Below are 23,987 nucleotides of genomic sequence, written 5' to 3'. Positions count from 1 at the left end.
CGTCACTTTACCATGCCTGACCCGTCAACTTCCTTTACTTCCCGCTCCCAGGAACTCTAAGACAAAGATTCCGTAGGGAGTGTCAGGGCTGATTACATTTGTCCCAAATCCACTGACTCATGCGATTAATAATTGCCCTGACCCTTTTCAGTTGTTGCTTTGCCTGCTCTCCCCAACCGGCAGAAGAAGCGGCCGAAGTCACCACTAACCCGGAAGAAGATCAGGCTGCGGTGCACCAACTGATTCAGGACATCTTCGACAATATCTGGTCGGGAACCGACACCAGTTACGTAGGTAGATATCACACGGAGGATTTTGTGTTGCTGGAGCACGGCGAAGTATGGACCAACGATACCATCCGAAATTATCAGCTGCGCAAGGCCGCCAATGCGCAACCGGATGCCCCGGCGCGCAAGAACAGCTTCTCCTTTTTCCGCACGGAGCAAAACGGTGATGAAATCTGGACGGCCTACCACAATTACGGGCACTGGGTGAATGCCGCCCAGGATACGGTGAGTGCCTACGAATGGCTGGAAAGTGTCGTGGCCGTACGGACGGACAATGGCTGGAAGCTGCGCATGATGCACTCCACCCGGGTGGGGCGTTAAAGGGGGCGCGACTTTGCCGGACCCAATACCTGAGCACCTGCGGTCACGCCCAAAACTATCTTTAATGCTGCAAGGTCTTTTCATCGGCCACGGCGTGCAGGTGCCGAGCGGATGCGAAAAAGAGCCAGGCTCGTGCGATAATTTAGCTGCCTAGGCTTTCGCCACCCCATTCAGGAACTTGTACAAATCCTCCTTGGGGGCCAGGCCAAGTTTTTTGCGCAGTCGCGACCGACTGACGTTGACACTCGAAGGCAGCACATTCATCAGCCCGGCGATTTCGCGGGTGCTGAGGCCGGTCTTCAGGTAGGCACAAAGCCGGAGGTCGTAATTGGTCAGGTCCGGATACCGGCTGCTCATGATGGAGAGAAATTCGTTGTGCAGCTCCTCCATCTGGAGCTCAAAACTGCTGTCTTCCGTTTCGGGAAAATGGGCCAGCATCCGCTTGAGTTCCCCCAGCCGCTGCGGGGCACCGTCCCCTTTGTCCAGGGCCGCTATTTTCTCCTTCATGGCGATCAGAACGCGACTTTTTTCCTCACTTTCTTTGGCTTTTTTGGCCAGTTCGATGGTCTTGCTCCGTAATTGTTTTTTTACGTCCGCAATAGCGTCTTCCATCATCTGGTAACGTCTGGTCATGTTATCCCGCTCCTGGATGATGGCCCTTTCCTGAAGAGAATGTTTCTCCCGCTCAAGAACGGCCTGTTGTTGCCTTCTGATCCGCCGCTTTTGCCACCGGTGATTAAGGACAATGCCCCCCAGAATCAGTAATCCATATCCGATGAAGGCCGCGCTACTTCGGTACCACGGAACGGTCACGCTAAGCGAAAAGGTAGCTGGTGTGCCGACCTCTTCTTCCGTCTTGGCCCGGACCTGAAACTCATACACCCCGGCATCAAGGTTGAGGAACTCGGCCGAGTTTTGGTGCGTCCACTCACTCCAGGTATCGTCATAATTTACCAGGCGATACTGGTACAATACACCGTCATGTTGGGGCACGATGTAGTCAAACCTCAGATTACCGATTCTACGGGGTACTTCTTCCCCGTTCTGCAGCGGTCTGATGGTATCGTTGTTGAAGGCCGTAACGGTGCGGATTTTGAGGGGTGGGGGAGCAGGTGCCTGTCCCGTATATGCGATGTTTTCGAGGGCGAATCCGTTGGAAACGGGGTAGAAGCCAAAGTCTTCGTTAATTTTTCTTGGCAGCAGGGTGCCCGGGAGGAGATTGTTGATCCGGTCCGGGTGAGGCGTAATACCCTGGGGCATGAATTGGTCTCCTTTTTCCCCCAGGCCGTAAATTTCCCGGTGGGTGACCACCCGCACCGACTCTCCCGAAAGGTCCAGTTCGACTTGACTGGCCCCGAAGGTATCAAGGGGATAAATGACCTGATCCAGAATCTGGTAGTCTTCTCCGAGACTTGCTTTGATCACCCCGAAGTTGGGGAGGTTGGCCCAAAGAAGGTTATCCCGGACGAATACCTGATTTACGGCTCCCTGAAGGGGCGGTATTTTTCTCAGGAAGGTCCATTTTCCGTTCTGCAACTCGAAGAGGGATACTCCATTATAGTTTCCCGTGATCAGGTGGTCGTCGTCGGGGGAAGTGATGAAGAGCACCCCCGGCTCATCGTGGAGGGGTTCCAGGCGACCGTTCTGGAGTTGAAAGAGTCCCAGGTCGTGGCCGCAGAGGATGTTTCCGTTAACGTACTCCAGGCTCCACACCTGACCGGAGGAACCGGGAACCAGTTGGAAGTCGATGACCTGGTCATCATTTTCGAGGTCTTCCCAGGGGATGGTGTAGAGTCCCTGATTGGTGCCTAAATAAAAGACGCCATCGACCAGTAAGGCCGTCTGGCCGGTACCCACCTGGCCACGTTGGTCCAGAAAATACGCCAGGTCACTCCATAAGCTGATGGCAGCGATGCCAAAGTCCATGCCCACCCATAGTTTCCCCTGCTCACTGTAGTGTAGGCTGAGGATGGTATTGTTGAGTAGTCCTTTTTGCTTGTTGATGTGCTGAATAATCCTTCCCTCGGCATCAGTGATGTAAACGCCATTCAGGATGGTACCAAAGGCATAGTGGGTTTCCTCGATGACCGTGAAGGAGAAGGCCTGATCTCTCCGCAGGAAGCTGCTCACCTCATTGTCAATCGGCTCCAGGGTGCCGCCGTTAAACTGGAAAAGCCCCTGGTTGCGCGTAACCACCAGGGCGCCCCCTTCATTCTCCTGCATGCCTACCACTTCCATGGAGAAACCGGTGGGCGTGGATAAGTCAAGCAGGGGAGTGAGCGAGAGGCCATCAAAGACCATTAATCCTTCGGCCTCATCGTGCAGATAAACCTTATTACTTGAGGAGAAGCTTCCGGTAAAACGGCTGGGGGCAGCAATTTGGGTGAGCTGTTCATTCCGGTATACGTAGATGTTGTCGAAGGAAACAAAAATGATGTCCTCATCAATTCGGTGGGTGCCCCAGAACTCCTGATTTAGTCCTCTGGTGCTTTCCCGGAAAGGGTTGAGGGAAGTGTACCGGAATCTTTCCAGTTCATCCTTGCGCCAGCGACCAAAGTCCTTGTCGGCCCCGGTATAGAAGATAGAGTCTGAGGCCAGTGCAATTGATCTCGTGAAACCTTTACTACCCGGAAACCGCTGCCACCGGGCGCCATCAAATTCAAGGAGCCCGCGATCTGTGGCGAAATACACGATACCGTTGTCGGCCGATGCGATACGCCAAACCTTTCCGGCATTGCCGTAGGCCTCCGGGGTGTAATTGCTCACCTGCGGAATGCCCTTGCTGGGAAACTTTTGTGCCCGCAGCGACGGGAGACCCACCAACAGGGCAATGATGATGATCGTGATCCTATCCATCCGCGTGGAAGATATTAAATCCCCTCGAAGCAGCGTAGGCGTCAGACAAACTTCAGCTTTTCGTCCTTGTCCCAGATGCCCCAGTAGGCCCCGACGTCACCTTCTGCGCCCACCTTCCAGGATTCATCGAAGGAAGAGAAATAGAAAATATCGATGTTCTCTTCCCGGGCCCAGGATTGGGCGTTGATGAAGTAACGCATGGCGTTCACTTCGGAGGGCATGGCCCCCTCCAGGCCCTCGCCCTGACTTGGCCAGCCCGTTTCGGTGATGATTACCTTTTTACCCTGACCGGCGGCTTTGGCCTGGTGGTACATTTGCTTCATGTACACCAGGGAGTAGTCAATATGACAGCCTTCCCAGTAGGGGTAGCAATTTGCCAGGATGACGTCACAGGCGGCGGTGATCCGGGGACGGTGAGAAAACTCGTAGTAGGCATCCACGTAGCCCACCGGTACGCCGGGAAGGGCCTGTTTTACCCGTTCAATGGCTTCGAGCAGCTCGTCTTCGGTCAGGTCTTTCCGGTACATCACCTCGTTGCCGACGGCGGCAATATCCACAAAGCCTGCTTTGGCCAGTTTAATCAGCCCCTCGATTTCGGCTTCGTTCTTTTCCTGGTCCTTGCCGAGCCAGGCCCCCACCATGGTGCTGAGGCCCATTTCCCGGGCTACTTTGGCGACCAGCTCATTGCCTTCGGTACAGGAGAAGGAACGGACCCAGTTGGTAAATGGCTGCATGATCCCGATTCTGCGCCGGACCTGCTCTTCCGACAACAGATCTCCGGGCTGCTGCCCCTCCACGTAGGGACTCATACAAAGGCCATGCATTCCGCCTTCAAGCATTTTCAGAAAGGCTTCGGCCACCTCCTCGCGGCTTTTATCCGTGAAGTTGACCCCGGAGAGGGCGAGGTTTTTACCTGGTTTATATGACATGATCGATGGTTAGTTGAGTAGTGGAATTAATTGTTGTCACCGTACTTGAGTTGTTCGTCCTTGTTCCAGAGTCCCCAACGGGCTCCTACTTCGCCTTCCTGCTGGGTTTTCCAGGTTTCGTCGAAGGACGTAAAGTAGTACACGGTGATGTTGTTCTCTTTGGACCACTGTTGGACGTTGATGAAGTACTTCATGGCGTTTTCGGCGGAGGGCCGGGCACCTTCTACTTCCTGTCCTTTACTCGGCCAACCCGTTTCGGCAATGATTACCTCCTTGCCTTTGGCTACGGCCTTCACCATTTCGTACATTCTTTCCAGGTAGCCCAGGGCGGTTTCAATGGTGGCGCCCTCCCAGAAGGGATAACAGTTGATCAGAATGACGTCACTCTGCTCAATCAGGTCCGGATGATCGAGGAACTGGTAGTAGGCGTCGACGTAGCCAACGGGGACGGAAGCGGGGACTTGAGCCCTTACTTCTTTCAAGTATTTGATGATCTCTCCCGGAGCCAGTTCATTCCGGAGCAGCACCTCGTTCCCGACGGCGGCAATGTTGACCTCGCCGGCTTGGGCCAGTTGGATAAGGTTCGCAATTTCTTCCTGATTCCGTTTTTTGTCCCGGCTGATCCAGGCCCCTACCATGGTGTCCAGATTGTGCTCTCGGGCAATGCCGGGCGTAAGTTCGTTACCCCCGGTACAGGAGAAGGACCGCAGACTTCGGGTGTAGGGTTTGATGATGCTGATCCGGTGCCGAATCTGGGCCGCGGAGAGTACGTCATCCGTATCCTGACCTTCCAGATAGGGACTGAAACAAAGACCCGGGATTTGGTCTTCCAGCGCACCGGTGAATCCCCGGTGAAGGTCGGGAGAGGAGAATCCGCTGAAGTCCACCCCGAAGGCGGGAATGGCCTGGCCGTGGAGCGCCACCAGCTTACCCGGCAGGTAAGCGGAGGAACCGGTGATGCCCAGTTTTCTGGCGTTGATCGTGGCGCGGATTTTGTTGGCCTTCTCCTCCGTGAGGTCATAGGACCACATAATCAGGATGGCCCCGATGGTGCCGAGCATGGGGAAGAAGCAGAAAAAGGCGTGCAGGCCATCTACCGCTCCCTGTTGTTCCGTAGTGGGCAACGAAGAATCAAAACCGACGACGGCAATCATCAAACCACTCAGTCCGCCGGCAATGGCAAAGCCGAATTTGACCATCCACCAGTAAATGGCCCCAAAAATTCCTTCCCGCCGCAGGCCGGTGTTGAGCTCGTCGATGTCAATCACGTCGGCCGTCATGGACATCATGATGGTAAACAGACTGCCGATACCAAAGGAAAAGAAGGGGAGCGCAATGAGATAAAGCCAGGGCTTTCCGGGGACGAAAAGAAACCACATCAGGGTATAGCCGATAAGCGAAATACCCTGAGAAAGCAGAAATGCCTTACGCTTACCGATGGCCTTCGACATCCAGGTTACGATGGGGATAACGATGAAGGTCGTACACAGTGCCCCAATGCTGCCGAAGAGGACCACCCAGACGCCCGTTGCCGCCGCATCACCGTTGAATAACTTGTAAACAATGACGAAAAAGGTAAGCGCCGCAACGGTATTGAAGGAATTAAAGATCAGGAAAGTGGAGAAACAAAGCTGGCGGAAATATTTGATCCGGAAGGCATCTCTGAATCCGCCGAAAATCTTCGTCAGGCTGCCGCCGATTTTTGACAGCGTCAAAGGTTCATAGTCTTCCCGGTCGACGGTGGACTCTCCGGGGATGAAGATGGCCGGTATGATGGCACAAATCGCACAGGGAATGGCCACGTAGTATGCGAGTGTCCTGGTCGCTTCCTCGGCGGTAGCGAACCATTCCGGGTCGTACATAATGATCCAGAACCAGGGGGCAATCACCCACGCCCACTGCCCGATCCACTGGGCGGTGGCCATGATGTTGGTCCGTTCGTGAAAATCATCGCTCATTTCGTATCCCATGGCCACGTAGGGCACGCTGAAGATGGTGAGGCCGAGGTAAAAGACGATGGACCAGAGGAAGAAGTACCAGAAGTTGAACTGCAGGGAGTTCTCCTTGAAGAGCTGCCACATGAAGATGAAGGCAATTCCCATCACGACGCCCCCAATCAAAACGTACTGACGCCTCCGGCCCCACTTTGACCGGGTATTATCGGAGATGAAACCCATAATGGGGTCGGTAATCGAATCGAAAACCCGCGGGGCGAAAGCGATGAGGCCGTACATCCAGCCCGGGAAGCCCAGGTTTTCAATTAAGACGACCATGAAAATCCCCAGGATGGCGGGGAACATTTGGTTGGCCAGCATGCCAAGACCAAAGGCGACTTTTTGAATGAAGGGTACTTTTTTGACTGCCTGCTCGACTTGTGACATGATCTAGAATTTAAGCGGTTTAATGGATGTTGACTACCCCCGTGAAATCAGGATAGTCTGTAGGGCCCTGGGGCTGATGCTCACCGGTTGTGTGTGTTCGTTCAGGGTGAGGGTAAACGTCTTCTTTTCTTCCGTTTGATTGAGAACCACGACGGCGATACTCCCGTCAGGATTTTGCACAGCTGTAGCCATGAGGCTGTCATCGGAGAGGGTAAACCCAATCCGTCGGGCACCGGGGCGGATATACCGACTGAAGTGAACCATGGTGTGGTACAGGGGCGTGAAGTACACCTCGTTGGCGTCGGGATCTACGATTACCGGAGCACCGCACCAGTTTTTAAACCAATTGGGGCCGCCCTGGCGATCAAGCACCATGTTCCAGTCGATCCAGCCATCCACCCAGTTGTTCAGGCAACCAATGATGTCACGGGCGTACCGGTAAACGGGTACGTACTTGGGGTGGAGGTGTTTTTGGTCTTCGGGGGCCCAGTCCCAGCCCCAGTCGGTGGCTTCCTTGCTCCAGTACCAGTCATCGTCCTGCCAGGCGGGAACCTCCGCGTCGATGCAGCCCTCCGTCTGGATTAAATGCTTGTCCGGCGCCGCTTTGTGAGCGTACTGCAGCATTTCGGGAAACCAGTCAAAGGTACTCGCGTACCAGTGGACGGCCGTACCGTCGTAGTAACTGGCGGAGGCCTCGTTGGCGTACATGACGTCCACCCACTTGTCAAGTTCCTCCCGGTTTTGGTCGTAGCCCAAAATTTTGACCTCTTGCCCATCAGCGGCCAGCTTTGGTCCCAGGTGATTGGCGACGAACGCCGTCATTTCTTCGGGGGAAAAGTGCATACTCTCCCAGTTGTTCGCATTGCCGAGCGGTTCGTTCTCGACGGTGACACCCCAAATGTCAATGCCCTCAGCCCGGTAGGCATCAAGGTATTTCGAAAAGAACAGCGCCCAGGTGTCGTAATATTCTGGTAGCAACTTTCCGCCCCGCCAGTCATTGTTGTCCTTCATCCAGGGGGGAGCCGTCCAGGGGGAAGCGATGATCCTGAACCCTTCGGTGGACGTTGCCTGGGCATCTTTGATCATTGGAATAAGGTCTTCCCGATCTTCTTCGACGGAGAAATTCTCCAGTTCCTTATCACCCGCTACGGGAGCGTAAGAGTAATTACTCAGGGAGAAATCGCAGGAATTAATGTGCGTTCTCGTCAGGGAATACCGGGCGCCCGCATCACCGAAATAGGCTTCCAGGATTTCCCTTCGCTTATCCTCACTGAGTTGGTTGAGCAGGTAGGCCGATGCTTCAGTAAAGGAGCCCCCGATACCCGTAATGGTTTGAAAGGTCTCCTGGGGGCGTAGCGTCAGGGATGCGCGGGGCTCAAGGTTTTCTTCCGGAATGATTTCCTGGAGTTTGTTGCCCGCAGCGGAAGTTTCGACAATGGTAAAGGCGGCGGTGGACATACTCGCGTCACGATTGGCGGGGTCAGCATCCGACGCACATCCGGATATCAGCAGCGCCAGATAAAGAGGAAAGTGAATCAGATACTTCATGCGACTTGATTGTTTTACTGAGCAACGGCGGTGGCGTCAGGCGGAAGCGCAACGGTCTGGAAAAGTTCCGTTTCGTTGCCGTTGAATGTCTTTACGATTGGATTCCCTCCCCGGCTCAGACCGTCAAATATGCCTTCGTCCACCAGCGGCCACAGGGCATACTTTGCCTTACCGTCGACGGTGAACAGTCCGAAGTGGTTTTCCGACCCTCCGGGGTTGGCCGCATCTTTCCAGGGTTCATTGAAGGCTTCAAAAAAGAAACAGGAAACGCCATTTTCGTCGGACCAGTCGCGAATCTGCTGGTAGAACAGCGACTGTTTGTACTCGTCCGTGGCCCGGGAACCAGGATCGCCGTAAAAACCATTGGAGCTGCTCGCCCATCCCGTTTCTCCGATGTGTACGGGTTTGTCAACGCCCTGCGCCTTCATGTACTCAACGACCGCATTGTACTGGGATACCGCATAGTCTTTGGCCCGGTCCATGGCCAGCTGGATCTGTTCTTTTTCACTACTTCCTTCCCCTTCGGCTGGCACCCCCCAGAATACGGGATTGTAGTGGGTGTCATGCATGGGGTAAGTGTGGATGGACAGGTAATCAACCGCTTTGATGAGTGCCGTGAGGTCCGGAACGTGATATTCGGCATCTCCGCCCCCCCAGGAGGCAAAGTTGTCGGAGCTGGTTATCCAGCAATCACTGGCCAGCTTTCCTTCGGCCTTCAGGTTCTGAAGGTGCGTGACCCACTTGAGGATTACGCCCGGTTGGACGAAGTAACTGGTGGCCCATTTCACCATGGCCTCATTTCCTACCGCAATTACTTTGACGATGTCGGGGTACTCGTTCGCCAGGGCAACCGCACGGTCAATTTCACCGGCATTTTGCTCACTTTCCTGATCGTGATCCGGGGGAAGGTCGGTCCAGGCGTTTTTGCAGTCGATCCACGCGCCAAGCATCACGTACATCTCAAAATTCGGGTCGGCCTGCTTTAGTTCCCGGATGGCCTTGAGCACGTTTCCGGCGTGGGGGAATTGTACGTTGTAGGTCCGCAATACCTTGATACCCATGGCGGATAGAATCAGCATATCTTCCTTCAACTCCGCAATCGTGGGTTGCTCGTCTCTGGTGGTTCCCCGGTATCCTCCGTAGGAAATGGCCTGGTAATCGGGGTTGCCAAGAATATCGGCGGCAGTGAGGCTGTTCACCTCCATAACTGGTTGATTTTTAGTAGAACATGCGGCCATGAATAGTACGGCCAAAAACAGTAACGAAACGTGAATTTTTTGCATGAGTTCTGTTTTACTGTTCATCGTTTGGAGTGAACTATTTCAGGCTACTTTCGGCCAGCTTCACCCGGAGGTGGTGGATGGCGTCGGTCCGTTGGAAGATGTGCCGACTGTAGTCCTGCGTCAGACTTGCTCCCTGGAGGGATTCTTTCCTGCCGTCCGTAAAGTGGATGTCTAACCCTTCTTCTCCGGAGATGGAGTAAATCACCGGCACCTGACAGTAGGTAAAACAGAGAGACTTCGCGGGCACGTCAATGCTTTGGCGTTTGCCCGCCAAATCCACGTATTCAAACTCGGTGGCGGATGTCTGAAATTCCGCCTTTCGCAACAAATCCGGACGGAAGGTGAGCTGCCCCCGGTGCACGATCACGCCCAGTTCGCCAATCCGACTCAGGATGTCTTCCTTTACCTGACCGGTCATGCCGGGTTGCTGGGCACCCTTTCCTGCCGGTGTGTGCGAATAGGGATCCGTCGGGAAAGCCCCGTATAGGGTAGGGGATTTGTGAACCCCGATCCCCTCCAGAATTTCGTAGTAGTGCTCCAGCAGCCGGCCCGTAGTTTCGGCACTGGCATTTTGCTCGATGGCGTCGAGGCAGCATTCCTGAACGGCCAGCAGTAGTTTGGATACCATGTGCCAGTAAATGGACCCCAGCCCCTCGTAGCCAAAAAAGGTGCCCGATCGACCGGTGAACTCCTTGTGGTTAAAGACGGCCTCAAAGGCGCCCAGGAGTTGCTTGCGCTCCGCCTCGGCCAGCTTGGCGTAGGTGGGATCCTCCAGCGTGTCGAGTGCGGCCCCCAGGTCCGCGGCATTTTTGAAGTTGCCGTTGAAGTGGTACGCCCCGTGGACGTCCCGCTCCACGATGCGCCCGTCTCCGGCTGCTACCATCTTGCTCAGCAACTGGGAGTTGTCGACCGCCGTGGCGGGAACTACATTCTTGGACAGGAAGCCGGGAAGCTGCTTGTTCGGGTACAGGATGTAGCTGTACTGATCCGGACGGAATAAGGCGCTCTGCTTCATACCATCCAGTACCGAAAGGGCTTCGGTGGGCGTCAGCGATCCCGCACTCAGTACGGCTACCTGTCCCTCCAGCATTTCGCTCAGGTAACTGATCGATACGCCCTGGGGCTCCGGCGTCATGAGGTTGTAGGCGTGGTAAAGGCCGTCCTCGCGGCGGTTGGCCCGAACGGAATGGTCAATGTGGGCCAGGGCCGTCCGGGTAAACGCCCGGAGTTCTTCCCGGGAAAGCTTTTCCTTCTCGCCGGAAAAGGATTCCTGGTAAATGGTGGTCCGGAAACGGTCGCCAGCCTTCCCGAGGCCGTCTAGGACAGCCTTGCGATCCTTGTCGTTGATGGAACCCTGCAGAAGGTTTTCGTTACTGGACAGGGTCGCGGTGATCTGCTCAAAAAGTTCCTTCAGTTCCCGGGATACGGCGTAGGGGCCGTCGGCCGCCTGATCCAGTAAACCGTCGAAGAAGTTGAGGAAACGACGCAGGTAGTACAGCGTGACCATGGAGACGCCGTTGCCCACCAGGGCGTTATTGGCGTCGTTCCATTCCGGGCGCTGGGTGTTCATCCAGATGCCCCCTTCGGGAATGTAGTTAGAAAGCTTGGCCAGCAGGGTGGCCAGTAATTTTTCCATAAAGTTCACCCGGTAGATGTCCCCGCTGCGGTCGGTGAGCAAGGCGCCATCGGCGCCCATTTCTTTCCGCCGCTTCCGGATGGCGGCGTCCAGTTGCTGATCGAAATCAATGGTGTCTTTGGGGTTCGCCAGAATGTCCTCGTACGACTTGATCTTGTAGGGAACGTTGGCGTACACGAACAAGTCCCGCGAGAAGTAACGCTCTAACTGACCCGGCTGATGTTTCTCGATCAGTTCGAGGAATTTCAGCAGGTAGATGATCTGGTGATCTCCCCAGTACCCGATGTAGGACCAGGGGTCGTCGGGCTCAATGGTCTCCCAGTCAAAACCGTCTTTGGTTACCCGGTAGGGGTTGTAGCCATCAAAGGTGGTCGCGTTGACGAACTTGCTGATCATCCCCTCGATGAACTCCGGATAGGCGTAGGCCAGCGCCTCCCAGTTCTGGAAAATATCCCGCCAGTTCCCTTCGTAATCCAGGATTTTTGAGCCGTCAATCTCACTGTTGGTGTTGATCGAAAAGCGGTTCCAGGGGCGGCTGGGGTCACCGTGACGCCGACTGAATTTCAGGGGGAGATATTCCAGGCATAGTCGCTGGAAATCCGGATCAGTGGATTGCTCCAGGAGGGATTTCAGTTCTTCCAGGGTGAAAATGGCCGGCAGGCTATCCAGTAGCTCCCGGTGGGCCGCAAAGGCGGCCTGGTTGGCTTTCTTCAGGTAGGGAAGGAAGTCTTGCCGCTCAATGTTGTAGTTGTCGTCAAATATGCCTCCACGCATGATGTTGAACAGCACGTTGGAGAAGTGGCGGGTATCCCGCTTGGAGTCAGCGGTCTGCTGAATGCCGTCCGCCGCGGCACACAGGCCAACCAGGCGTTTCGTGCCCAGTGCCACGTCTTCGCGCACCTCCACCTCCAGGCGCTGAGGGTGCTCAAGGGCTTGCTGCAGTCGGGCCACCGCGGCGTGATTCTGGTTGACGTTGGCCACCATCGTCCACGATTGCTGGCCTACCGCGGCAAGCTCCAGTTGTTGATGGGCAAAGTAGGCTCCCTTCTCTCCCTTTACGTCGGTCTCTTCCCGGAGGGTTTCTCCGTTGCGGAAGGCCTCCAGTTGGCGCGAAGAAACCAGGTAGGTTGGATTTTCGAGCCCGAGGGACCACACGATATTGGCCTTCAACGCCTCGCTGGGTTCGGCTTTGTCTACGATGATCGCACTCAGGGCAAAGATGCCGATGCCGGAAGCCCGGTCCAGCTCATTGCGCTTGTAGGCGTCCACCAGATTACTGGAGCGGTTCTGGAGTTCACTACCCACGCCGTAGGGGACAATGTTCTGCACCCCGTCCAGGGCAGATACGGATATTTTGCTGTCGGCCAAATTTTTCAGCGTGGCGGTACGCACGAACCCGAAGCGGTTACTGGAGCTCCACTGGTACCGAAAAGCCAGCTCCAGATCGTGGTTGATCTCCTCAAAGATGATCTCGTTGCCGTAGATGCTCTTGTAGAGGTTACGGCTTATTTGGTAGCGGTCACGGTACCGAATACTGTAGGGCTCCCAGAGATGGGTGTTACCTTCCTTTTCGACCCGAAAGATGGATTTGCTGCCGGTGATTTCGGCGGATTCGGTGATCTTATCGTCCGTGTAGTACGGAAACAGCGCGTATTCGGCGTTTTTCCGACCGGCACTAAGGCCGCCGTTGCTGGAGATGAACATCCAGTGGTTCACATCGCTGACAATGCTCATAAAGAACGGACGCATCGCGTCGCTATTCGTCATTTTGTAGAAAGCCTGTCCGTTAATGCTTACCTGTTGGATCTCGACCATGAGTTTGTGTGATTTAATCGTTGGGTGGTCTGGTTAGGGGAAAAAATACTTGGCGGGCACCACAAATGCGGTTCGCAGCGGTGGCGAAGCCATGGGGTGGTCAACGTTGTTTTAGGAGTTTAACCCGGCACCTGCGCTCCGTCGCCCTAATCTTCACAATTTTTTGGGCGTCAAGCGCAGGTGCCGGGGAAATGCCGGTGGCCAGGAGCCTCGGAAGGCCTAGCTGTTGGTTTGCTGGTAGACCCGGACGTAATCGATGATCATCGGCTGGGGGAAGGGCGTCTGGCTCGTGGGGAAGCCCACGTAGGTGCCGCCCACGGCCACGTTAAGCAGCATGTAAAACGGAGCGTCGAACACCCATTCTCCGTCGGCGTCCTCGGGCGTGATGCGCTGGTAGAGGCGGTCGTTGACGAAGTAATCGATGTAGTCCTCACCCCACTCGATGGCAAAGATGTAGAAGTCATCGTCGAAACGGGCGTTTGGTAGTGCGAAGTCGCTCGTCACGGCATCGCCGGCGGAGTAGCCCGGACCGTGCAGGCTGCCGGCGATCTTGTTGGGCTCCTGTCCGCGAAGCTCCATGACGTCAATTTCGCCACACTGGGGCCAGGGAGAGGTGTCGATGTTGGCGCCCAGTAGCCAGAAGGCCGGCCAGATGCCGGGCCCGTAGGGCGTTTTCATGCGGGCCTCAAAGCGACCGTACTGCTGCTCAAACTTATCCTTGGTCGTGATGCGGCCCGAGGTGAAGGGCATCCCGCCGAAGGTCTCCCGCCGGGCGGTAATGACCAGGTTGCCCTGGCCGTCCATGGATACGTTCTCGGTGCGGTCCGTGTAGAACTGAAGCTCCTGGTTGCCCCAGCCATTATCGCCGGTTCCGATGTCAAAGTTCCAGTTGTTAGGATCAGGGGATTCACCGGCGGCGCCGTCAAAATCATCGCTCCAGACCAGGCTATAATTGCGTTGCTCCAGTTGCTGTTCTTCGTCTACCTCGCAGGCGGAAAACACCAGTAAGACGGCGGTCAGGGGAAGGAAAAACCGGAGCGTGGAGAGGCTCCGTCGAATATTGATGGAATACTGCATGCGCTTTATTATTTGAAGCCCCGGGTTAGCGGAGCGTTTGGTTATGGATTCAGGCCCGGAAGGAATTAGTTGTGGAAGAACATATTATCCACGAACACCGTCGTGCCGCCGGTAGGCTGGCCCACCAGGATGTACTGAGCGATGTTGGAGGTGGTGGTCAGGTTGGTGAAGTCACTCAGCGGAATGTCCAGCGTCACCCACTGCTGTTGAGCGGGCATGGTGAATTCCACCTGATGCTCCACGTCATCACCGCCGCCGAAGGCGCCGTCGGCACCGAAGTCAACCAGCTTAATGGCGAAGAAGGTGTAGTCGGCCGACCAAACGTCGAGGGAGAAGTGCGTCATGTTGGAAGCGTCTACCGTGCTGGCTACCGTTTCGATGCCCACGAAGTCCAGGTTGCTGTACTGAAGGGTGGCGTTTCCGGAAACCATGAAATCCATGTAATCTGCTGAGGACCAGTCCGTCCGGTAGGTATCTACCGTCACGTCGGTGTACGCATCGCTGAAGATGGAGATGACGTTTGCCGCGTCGAAGGAGGGTGTGGGAGCGGGGGTGTCGGGTTCGGTGAGGTCTCCACCGCCACCGCCGTCGCCGTTGTAGAAGTACATATTGTCCACGAAGATGGTCGTCGCTCCCGTGGGTTGGCCGACGATGATGTACTGGGCGATGTTGGACCGGGTCGTTAGTCCGGTGAAGTCATCCAGCGGGAAGTCAAAGCTGACCCACTGGGCCTGGTCGGGCATTTCGATATTGATCTGGTGCTCAACGTCGTCGCCACCGCCGAAGGCGCCATCGGCGCCGAAGTCAACCAACTTGAACCCGAAGAAGGTGTAGTCGCCGGACCAGACGTCCATGCGGAAGTTGGTCATCTCACTGGCGTCCACGGTATTCATTACGGTTTCGATGCCCACGAAGTCGAGGTCGGAGTACTTCTTCGTGGCGTTACCGGCGACCATGACGTCCTCAAAGGTGGCGGCCGACCAGTCGGTGCGCCAGGTGTCCACGCTCACGTCGGTGTAGGCGTCGCTGAAGAGGGAGATGACGTCCGCTTCGTCTTCCGTTGGCGTAGGGGCGGCCATGGTCGGTTCGGTGGGGTTGCCACCGCCATCGTCGTTGTAGAAGTACAGGTTATCCACGAAGACGGTGCTGGCTCCGGAGGGCTGTCCCACCAGGATGTATTGGGCGATGTTAGACCGGGTGGTCAGGTTGACGAAGTCATCCAGAAGGAAATCGTAGCTGATCCACTGCTCCTGGGCGGGCATGGGGATGTCGATCTGGTGCTCGACGTCGTCACCGCCACCGAAGGCGCCATCGGCGCCGAAGTCAACCAGCTTGACGGCGAAGAAGGTGAAGTCGCCCGACCAAACGTCCATGTGCAGGTGGGTCATGTTGGAGGCATCCACCGGACTGTTTACTGTTTCGATGCCCACGAAGTCCAGTGCGGAGTACTTTTTGGTGGGGTTTCCGTCGACGTTGACGTCCTCAAAGGCCGCGACGGACCATTCGGTGCGCCAGGTGTCCACGGGTACGTCATCGTAGGCGTCACTGAACAGGGAAATCACGTCAGCGGCGTTACGGGAGGGCGTGGGTGCCGCCATGGTGGGCTCATCGTCACCACCACCAGTATTGCCGCCATCGTTGTAGAAGTAGAGGTTGTCCATGAAAATGTTGGGCAGGTTCCCGGAGAGGACCACCTGGGCGAGGTTCGTTCGGCCGGTCAGTCCGGGGAAGTCGGACAGGGGAAGGTCGAGGCTTACCCACTGTTCGGATTGCAGGGTAGGGGGCGTGAAGGTCACCTCAAAGGAGGAGTCGTCATTGCCGCCGAAGTTGCCGTCGGCCCCGAGGTCCACGAGCAGCACCTTGAATTCCGCGCCGGCGGGGGTGGGGTCGGGCGTCCAGATGTCCAGATGGACCCGGTTCATGGCCGAGATGTCGATCGTCGGTGAAGTGAACTGGATGCCCACGAAGTTGAGCTGGCTGTAACGGATGATGTCATCACTTTGCACCTGCACGATGGCGGACTGGGTAGTAGAGAACTCCCAGAACCCGTTGTAGAAGTCTACCGGTTCGTCCTGGTAGGCGTTGCTGAACAGGGAGATCACGTCATCGGCGGGTACCTCCGGCGTGGGGGCGGGGCCGGCGGGGAGGATGGGGTCACCGGTAGAGGTGATTGAAAGGGAACCGACGGACTCCACGCCGTCGATGCTGGCGGTGATGACGGCCTCGCCGGCGTCCAGTACCGTCACGATGCCGTTCGCGTCCACACTGGCCACGCTGGGGTTGGAGGACGTGAATTCAAAGTAGGCGGGCGAAGCAGAGGAACGCTGGTCGACGCCGGTAGGCAGGTTGTAGGTTACGAATCCATTGGCGGTAAATACGGCGCCGGTCTCTACGGTCTCCGTCAGTTCTTCTCCGTTGAAGATGCCGGAATTTACCGGCACGACGGTACCGAGGTTCTCGAAGCGTACTTCGTCGATCCAGAAAGTATATCCCCGGCCTTCCTCGTCGGGGCCTTCCGAGAGAAAGAACAGCCCACGTTCGGCGGTCAGCTTGGAGGGGTCCGGAATGGGGATGTAGTATTTTTTCCAGTTGGTGGTCACGGGCACGTTGGTAATGGAAGCCACGTAGGTGTTACTGCCAAAGTCATTCCCGAAGCCAATCTCACCAATAAATTCGGCTTCGGAGGCCCGTGCATAAAAGGTCAGCACATTAAATCCGGACAGGTCACGTGCCCCGTCGGGAATGAAGGCTCCACCCACAAAGGCACCACCCGGATCCTCAAAATCGGGCACTTCAAATTGCATGGAGGAGGTACCCGCAAAGGCCACCTCATCGACTACCTGGAAACCGGTCAGCTTGGAACCGCCAAAGGCGGAGTATTCCCGTAGGCCAGCACTGAACGTATCGTCAAAAACGAGTCCGTTAGCGGGGAAGGTGGCCAGTTCGAGCTCTTCCAGATCACGTTCACAACTGAAGGTGAAAACGAGTAGTCCCACAAGCAGTAACCTGCCGAAGCTGTTGATAATCTTATTCATTTCTGGTGATTTTATTGGTGATAGCTTACTTGAAAATGTTTACGTGCAGGTAAGTACGGATTTCCCATTCGTTACCGTTGGCAAAGCCTGGTGCCATGGCGTCGCAGGCCAGGATGCCATCGGGGCCGATGGTGCGGGTCGGGCAGTAGCGGGGAGAGAATTCGTCGAGGGTACGGAAAATACCCATGATGCCGAGCTTCGTTTCGGGAAGGGCCAGCCACCGGGCCTTACCCAGCGTGGTGGAGAGGTCCAGCGACATCTGGGTGGGGAAGGTCTGGTTGAAGTCCCGGTGATAATCGTAGGGTCCCCAGTCATTCAGGCGGAAGGCCCCAATGAGCTTGAGTCGCTTGTAGATCAGCCGGACGTCCGTGCCGAAGCGCTGGATGGTCCGCTCACTGTCTCCGTTGGCCTGAGCGGTACCGGTGTAGATATTGGCTACTACCCCCAGCTCTTTGTTTGCTTTGGAAACGATTCTGGCGTGGGCCTCCCAGAGGTCATCGGCCGGAGCCGCACCGGGGAAGGCAAAGAACGTCCGGCCGTCGGGGAGGATACCGATGGAGGCATCCTGGGTCGTGGGGAGGTGACGGAATACGAAGCCCGCACTCATGGCGAACTTGGCGTCTTCCGCGCGGTCGTTGTCCCACTGGTACATGAAGGTGCCCGGAGTGGGATCGTAGGTAAACAGGATTTCGCCCGCAACCTGTTCGCGGTTACCACCGCGGACGACGAAGGGATCATCGAGAATGTTGCGCGGGCGACCGGGGCCGTCCACGTCCCCCGGAATCGGATCCTCAATGGGGCGTTGCCAGAGGAAGTTGGGAGCAATTTGCAGATCGCCGACGAGGTAAGTGAAACCGGTCAGGAAGTTGTACATGTTTCCGCTGCCGCTGTCCTTGAGCTTCCACCCGGTAAAGGTGAGGGTGGGGTCGGCACCACCGTTGGCCACCAGCCCCTGGGCAGCCCCCTGGGCGTACCAGTTGATGGGACCTTTGGAGTAGGTAAGTTTTAGCTTACCCCCCCAGTTGTCGCTACTTTCAATTTGATCTTTGTACACGGTGTAGTCGCCGGCTTCGCCGTCCACGATCTGGAATTCGCGGCCGATCAGCGGACTACCGCCCCAAATACCACCGGCCTGGAGGGTGAACGGGCCCATTTCCTTCTCGATCTGCAGGGTAGCGCGCCGCGTCCGGGGTTGAGGGATGGCGAATGAACTTTCGGACTGCTGCCGGTCCTGCAGGTCTTCGTGGAAGATACCCGTAACCTCCATGCCCATGACTTCGCGGTGGTACTTAACCAGCACGGCGGGGTTGGCTCCCCACCACAGTTCCGGACCCATGGCTACGGTTAATCCCTTAAATTCTTTCTTACCCTCGAATTCTACACCAAGGGGGGCGTTGCCGTTGTAGATGTCGATGTTCGGCCCGTAGTTGGCTTCGGGGTAAAGGTTGAAGAAGTCGCCTTCGTAACCCCAGTGGTAGTGCCCCGTTCGGTAGAAGCCCTTCATGTCAAACTTCTCGTGGGCCCAGTTAAAGTCGGCACGGTAAACCGCCACCCGGTTTACGTCGCCCTGGGTTACGAGTCCATTAATGGTGGTGTTCACTTCGATGGGGCGTCCCCGGTTCTCGTAGAAGATTTCGTTGATCGGGTTCTGGGCTACGTTCCCGAGAATGTTGAACTCGACGTTCGCCCGGAAACTGGGATTCGGGTTTGCCGAGACCCCCACGAAGAAGGACTGCATATGGTCAAATCCCTGGGCGTTGGGGAAGACGTTGTCGGTGGGGTCATCTTCCTTGGGGGTGGATACCAGACTGCCACCAGTGTTGAAGGTGGAAAGCTCCGCGCTCAGTCGGCTGAGCTGAATTTTACTCGCCTGTTCGGTCATCATGGCGGCCTTGTCGCCGCGGGCCTTGCTGACGGCGTCCATCAGGTTGATGCCACTGAAGTACTGCTCGATGGAGTTTACCGTTACCCCCTCCCGGTAGGGATTAAACTGATGGGCTTCTTTCAAGGCGTAGTAGGCGGCCCGCGGATAGAGGTTGTATAACCCCCGCTCGTTGGTGGGCCCCTTAGCCGCGACACCAAACCACTCTTCGTTCATGTTGTCCTCACCCTCGACGAAGTCGTGGGCGTAACCGCCGTTACTCCAGGAGGCATTGTTGTCGTGAACGTCCAGGTTGTCGGTCTGGCCAAATTTCCACCATCCGTCACTGAACTGGAAGGTGAAGCCCCCCAGAGAGTTTTGGGCCAGGCCGAGACCGGCGGCATTGGCGTAAATTTCTTTCCAGTTGCCCACCATGTAGTAAGCCTGGGCCTGCTGGTCTTCACTGTTGGTAACGGCGTTGAAGGCGTCCGCGCCAAATTCCGTAAAGAGGATGGGCTTGCCGTATTCACTGCGGACCCGCTCAAAGGCATCCCCGAAGGATACACCGCGGTACATATTGGTTCCGTAGATGTCCACGTCGGGGCATTCCTCTACGACTAAATCGAGGAACAGAAGGTCACCGTTACACATGGCAACGGGCACGGAGCTGTCCACGGCCTTCATGGCCAGCGTGGCTTCGTTGAAAATCTTGTACATCGCCCGGGCCCGGATCAGCGCTGCTTCGTTTTCTTCGGGGATATCTTCGGTTTCCGCACCGCCCCAGAAGAGTCCGTAATTGTTTTCGTTACCGAGTAAGTAAAGCAGTAGTCCGGGCGTATTCTTGTAATCCTGCACCATCTGGGTGGTCTCCTTCAGCAACAACTCCCTCACGCGGGGATCGGCGTATTCCGTGTTGGCCATCCAGCCACCGTCGATGGTCAGTCCGTAACGACCAAAGGAGTGGTTGAGCATGGTGTAAATGCCGTACTTCTCGTAGATGTAGGTGATCCACCGGGCGGGAATTCCGGTGTACACCCGGATCGTATTCACACCCATATTTTGCAGGAGGGGCATTTCACCGTCCAGGGCCGCGCGAATGATGTCGTCGGGCTGGTCCCAGAGGCTGTAAAAAACGTTGGTGCCCCTCGGGAAGTAATCCCAGTTCATGCCGTTGACCATAAACGGTTCGCCATCAACCATCAATCTGATGCCGTCGGAGTCTTCTTCGACGGTAACCATCTGCGCCTGGGCGAAAGCGGTGGTTACAGATAATACGAGTAGCAACTGGAGGAATAGTGCTTTCATGATTCGACTTTACTGGTTAAAAATTCCCTGTGGAGCGCCAGTCGGGGAATAAAATTTTGCGGGTAGGCTGTAAATATTGGTGTTTATTCCGATTCTCTGGTATATACAAACGCTATACAGTAGCCATAGGCGCTGTATATGATGGAGTGAAAAAGTCTTGTAGATGGCTGATAGTCAGTGATTTGTGGTGGATTGGTTTGTGGGAGGTTTGGTCAGGTGGGTATATTCTTAATATAGGGCGGGTATGAAAATAAGCATAATCTTTCGGTTGATAAAGGACTTTGGTGCACTCTTTGTTTTCGGGACGGAAGAACGGCATGGTTTGTCGGATGTACGCCAGGGCGCGGACACATCAAGCCGGGGTTGTATCTTGCCCGACCACCAAACGTTTGCCTTCATGATCCTGTCGTCTTTCCGATTGTTGCTGCTTATCGGGTTGAGCGTCTTGCTCCTTGCTTGTAGCACCCGTCCGCAAAAAATTGTTCTCTTCAACGGAGAAGATCTCACCGGCTGGGTGCCCCACGGAACCGAGAAATGGTACGTGGAAAACGGAGAACTCATCTGTGAGAGCGGTCCGGATGCGGCCTACGGCTACCTTTCGACCGAAGATTTCTACGATGATTTTGAGCTGACCCTGGAGTTTCGCCAGGAGGCCGACGGCAACAGTGGCGTCTTCTTCCGTTCCACCGTGGAAGGCACCCGCGTCAGCGGGTGGCAGGTGGAGGTCGCCCCGCCGGGGAAGCACACGGGAGGGATTTATGAATCCTACGGCCGGGGATGGCTCATCAAACCGGACCCGGAAAAGGATAAAGCCCTCCGGATGGGGGAGTGGAACCAGATGAAAATCCGGGCGATCGGCCCGAAGATCACCACCTGGCTCAACGGCACCAAAATGATTGACATCGAGGACGAGAAAATCGGCGCCGGAAAGGGTGGGGTAGCCCTGCAGATTCACGACGGCGGTGGCATCCGGGTGCGCTGGCGGAACATTGAACTGCGGAAGTTGTAGCGGTGCTGCGCTGCTTTAACGGGGTAGGCATTGCATCCCGGCAGAACACGAGGATTCCACTTCGTTGCACCTGCGCTTCGCGCCCAAAACGCTTTATTCCTCTTGTCGAGCACTCAGTAGCTATTTGTCAGCGCTTACTTGATGCCTCCTGATCCGATGGGTTTACGCCCCAGTTTTACGGCCGGATGACTGGTCGGATCACCTGGTTGCGCCTGATTCATTGTTCCCGAAGAAAAAGTCTCTCCTTGGGGAATTTTTCGAAGGTCCCAGGTGTTGTCGGCCACAACCCGACAAAACCTTCTCCCCATGGACCAATCCAAAAAATCCCCTTCCGCCCGGGAGCTAATCCGAAGTTTCTCGGAGATGCTGCGCTACTGGGCCAGTGCCGCCTATCCCTACCGCTGGTACTTTCTGGGCATCTACCTTTTCTACGCCATCGGCATCGTCAGCATCCACATCCTGACGCCGATCTACTACCAAAAGATCATCGATGGAATGGTCGAGGCCAGCGCCGAAGTTCGTCGCCAGCAGTACGGCGCGTTGATCAGCTACATCGTCATCGTTGGCCTGTTGGCCGCCATCCGGATCGGCGCCTTTCGTTCCGGCGACTGGTTCTTCGACTACTTCCGCCTGGGGACCGTCAAGCGCATGGAGAACGGCATGTTCCGCGATTACCTGCAGCACGGCCGCAAGTTCTTCGTAAACAACTTCGCCGGCTCCCTGCTCAACGATCACCGGCAAATGCGGGCGGCCTTCGACGTCTTCATGGACCACGGAACCTTCACCTTCTTCTGGTGGGTGATCGTTTTCTTCGGCAGTCTGATTGCCCTCAGCTTCGTCTTCCCGCTCATGGCGGTGGGCATCGTCGGCTGGTTCCTGCTGTACCTGGTGGTGGTCGTATTGGTGTCCAGTCGCAAGCTCAAACACGAGCGCAACGTTTCCCGGCTCAACTCCAGCATGACGGGCCTATTGGCCGATAACCTCAGCAACGCCATGACGATCAAGACCTTCGGTGCCGAAGACCGGGAGCTGAGTCACTTCGCTGGCCGCAATGAGGTTCGTCACCGGGCCCGCCACCGGAACAAGTACTGGAGTCGTTGGCGCAACGGATTGCAGGGCGTTATGCTCATCATCCTCAACGTATCGGTCTTGCTGACGGGGGCCTATTACTGGAAGACGGGGGCCATCACGCCCGGCTTGATCGTGCTGGTGCTCTACTACACCAACAACATCTCCGACGAGGTGTGGAACTTCTCCCGCATGATCAACGCCATGACGCAGGCCTACGCCGACGCCAATAAATTCATGGAGCACATCCGCCTGACGCCCGATATCCTTGACCAGGAGGAGGCCGAGGACCGGGCGCTCACCGCAGGTGCCGTGGAATTTCGTAACGTCACCTTCCGGTATCCGGAAGGCGCGGCCGTGTTTGCGGGCTTCAACCTCCGGATCGGAGCCGGCGAGAAAGTGGGTATTGTGGGCCCCAGTGGCTCGGGTAAATCCACCCTCGTCACCCTGCTACAACGCCACATGGACGTGCAGGAAGGGGCCATCACCATCGATGGAGTAGACATCCGCACGCTTCGGCAGGCTTACCTCCGCTCCAAAATCTCCCTGGTGCCGCAGGACCCCAGCCTGTTCCACCGAAGCCTCCGCGAAAACATCGCCTACGGTAAGCCCGAAGCGACGATGGAGGAAATCGAAGCGGCGGCCCGCAAGGCCCAGGCCCATGATTTCATCCTCGAAACCCAGCGGGGCTACGATACGCCGGTCGGTGAACGGGGCATCAAGCTTTCCGGCGGTCAGCGGCAGCGCATCGCCATTGCCCGGGCCATCCTCGAAGCCGACTCCGCGCCGATCGTAATTTTCGACGAGGCCACCAGTTCTCTGGATAACGTCGCCGAAAAGGAAATCCAGCGGGCCATCGATGCCGCACTGGCCGACGCCCGCCGGACGGGCATCATCATCGCCCACCGCCTGTCTACGCTGCGGAACGTCGACCGCATCGTGGTCATGGATCAGGGCCGGATCGTAGAAACCGGCACCCACGCCGATCTCTTGCTGCGGGACGGCCTCTACGCCGAGCTCTATCAGAGCCAGATGCTGGAAGTCAGCGCCTAAATGACGGGGGCGGTTCTCCATTAGGGGAGCCGCCCCCTTCTTCTGTTTAGGTCCTCTAGCACGCTCAATGGAAACGGCCGATTGCGTCAGGCCGGCACGCTTCGAGGTGCACTGGAAGGCCTTTCTTCGATCTGCCCCTTATCTCCTCAAATTAGGGTGTTCCGTGAGGCTTCATCAGCGATTCCTGCGGAATCGCGGCAGTTCAGAGGGGCAAACGGTAGCGGCAAGGCATGCCTTGCCGCTACTGGAAAATTCAATGACTTGATGGCCAAAGGGTTAATTCGCGGAACAGCCTATTCCTCAAATTCGCGATGCATTGGATGACCCTTCGCCACGCCGTCGCTTTTGGCTAGTCGCGTAAATCCGCTTCGGAGGCATCCAATGAACGCTACTTCCTTCTTCCTTCTCCTCAGCCTTTGCTCGACCAGTCCTTGAAGGGGCGGGGAGGAAGCCTCCTTTACGACCGGCTTGCGGAGCAAACCTATTTCGTCTCCTGCTTGGTTGAATGTTGCTGCCTGGAGCA

12 protein-coding genes are annotated in these 23,987 nt (G+C 56.4%); 3 read left to right on the top strand and 9 right to left on the bottom strand.

The genetic code is table 11. The annotated features are described in order from the left end of the window. Positions 1-119 precede the first annotated feature (119 nt). Positions 120-608, top strand: a complete 489-nt coding sequence (locus E1J53_RS03495) for a hypothetical protein (RefSeq protein ID WP_134271553.1) — start codon at positions 120-122, stop codon at positions 606-608. A gap of 150 nt (positions 609-758) precedes the next feature. Here E1J53_RS03495 and E1J53_RS03490 read toward each other — a convergent pair whose 3' ends face one another. The 9 genes from E1J53_RS03490 to E1J53_RS03450 all read right to left on the bottom strand — a co-directional run bounded on the left by E1J53_RS03490 (position 759) and on the right by E1J53_RS03450 (position 20,334). Next, positions 759-3,464, bottom strand: coding sequence for a triple tyrosine motif-containing protein (locus tag E1J53_RS03490; protein ID WP_134271554.1), 2,706 nt, complete (start codon positions 3,462-3,464; stop codon positions 759-761). A gap of 41 nt (positions 3,465-3,505) precedes the next feature. Beyond that, positions 3,506-4,393, bottom strand: coding sequence for a glycosyl hydrolase family 17 protein (locus E1J53_RS03485; RefSeq protein ID WP_134271555.1), 888 nt, complete (start codon positions 4,391-4,393; stop codon positions 3,506-3,508). A gap of 26 nt (positions 4,394-4,419) precedes the next feature. Beyond that, complete coding sequence (locus E1J53_RS24215) at positions 4,420-6,774, bottom strand: MFS transporter (RefSeq protein WP_134271556.1); 2,355 nt, start codon at positions 6,772-6,774, stop codon at positions 4,420-4,422. A 33-nt stretch (positions 6,775-6,807) separates the two neighbouring features. Continuing rightward, entirely contained in the window at positions 6,808-8,232 is a 1,425-nt protein-coding gene (locus E1J53_RS03475; protein WP_216650002.1) for a glycoside hydrolase family 30 protein, read from the bottom strand. Positions 8,233-8,336: 104 nt separating this feature from the next. After that, entirely contained in the window at positions 8,337-9,560 is a 1,224-nt protein-coding gene (locus tag E1J53_RS03470; protein WP_368671729.1) for a glycosyl hydrolase family 17 protein, read from the bottom strand. Between the two features lie 79 nt (positions 9,561-9,639). Next, positions 9,640-13,056 carry a hypothetical protein gene (locus tag E1J53_RS03465; RefSeq protein WP_134271558.1) on the bottom strand — a complete coding sequence of 1,139 codons (3,417 nt, stop codon included), beginning with the start codon at positions 13,054-13,056 and terminating at the stop codon, positions 9,640-9,642. Between the two features lie 219 nt (positions 13,057-13,275). After that, positions 13,276-14,133, bottom strand: a complete 858-nt coding sequence (locus E1J53_RS03460) for a family 16 glycosylhydrolase (RefSeq protein ID WP_134271559.1) — start codon at positions 14,131-14,133, stop codon at positions 13,276-13,278. A 65-nt stretch (positions 14,134-14,198) separates the two neighbouring features. Continuing rightward, a complete protein-coding gene (locus E1J53_RS03455) occupies positions 14,199-17,168 on the bottom strand; it encodes an Ig-like domain-containing protein (RefSeq protein WP_134271560.1) in 2,970 nt (989 codons plus the stop codon). A gap of 25 nt (positions 17,169-17,193) precedes the next feature. Then, entirely contained in the window at positions 17,194-20,334 is a 3,141-nt protein-coding gene (locus tag E1J53_RS03450) for a glycoside hydrolase family 2 TIM barrel-domain containing protein (RefSeq protein ID WP_154640125.1), read from the bottom strand. A gap of 397 nt (positions 20,335-20,731) precedes the next feature. Here E1J53_RS03450 and E1J53_RS03445 point away from each other — a divergent pair, with 397 nt between their 5' ends. Both E1J53_RS03445 and E1J53_RS03440 read left to right on the top strand, forming a co-directional pair. Then, positions 20,732-21,343, top strand: coding sequence for a DUF1080 domain-containing protein (locus tag E1J53_RS03445; RefSeq protein WP_134271562.1), 612 nt, complete (start codon positions 20,732-20,734; stop codon positions 21,341-21,343). 306 nt (positions 21,344-21,649) lie between these two features. Next, a complete protein-coding gene (locus E1J53_RS03440; protein ID WP_134271563.1) occupies positions 21,650-23,464 on the top strand; it encodes an ABC transporter ATP-binding protein in 1,815 nt (604 codons plus the stop codon). Positions 23,465-23,987 lie beyond the last annotated feature (523 nt).

This window comes from Lewinella sp. W8 (genome assembly GCF_004375085.3).
Taxonomy (GTDB): domain Bacteria; phylum Bacteroidota; class Bacteroidia; order Chitinophagales; family Saprospiraceae; genus Neolewinella.
The sequence above is the reverse complement of the archived record's forward strand: the minus strand, read 5'-3'. Positions and strand labels throughout refer to the sequence as shown.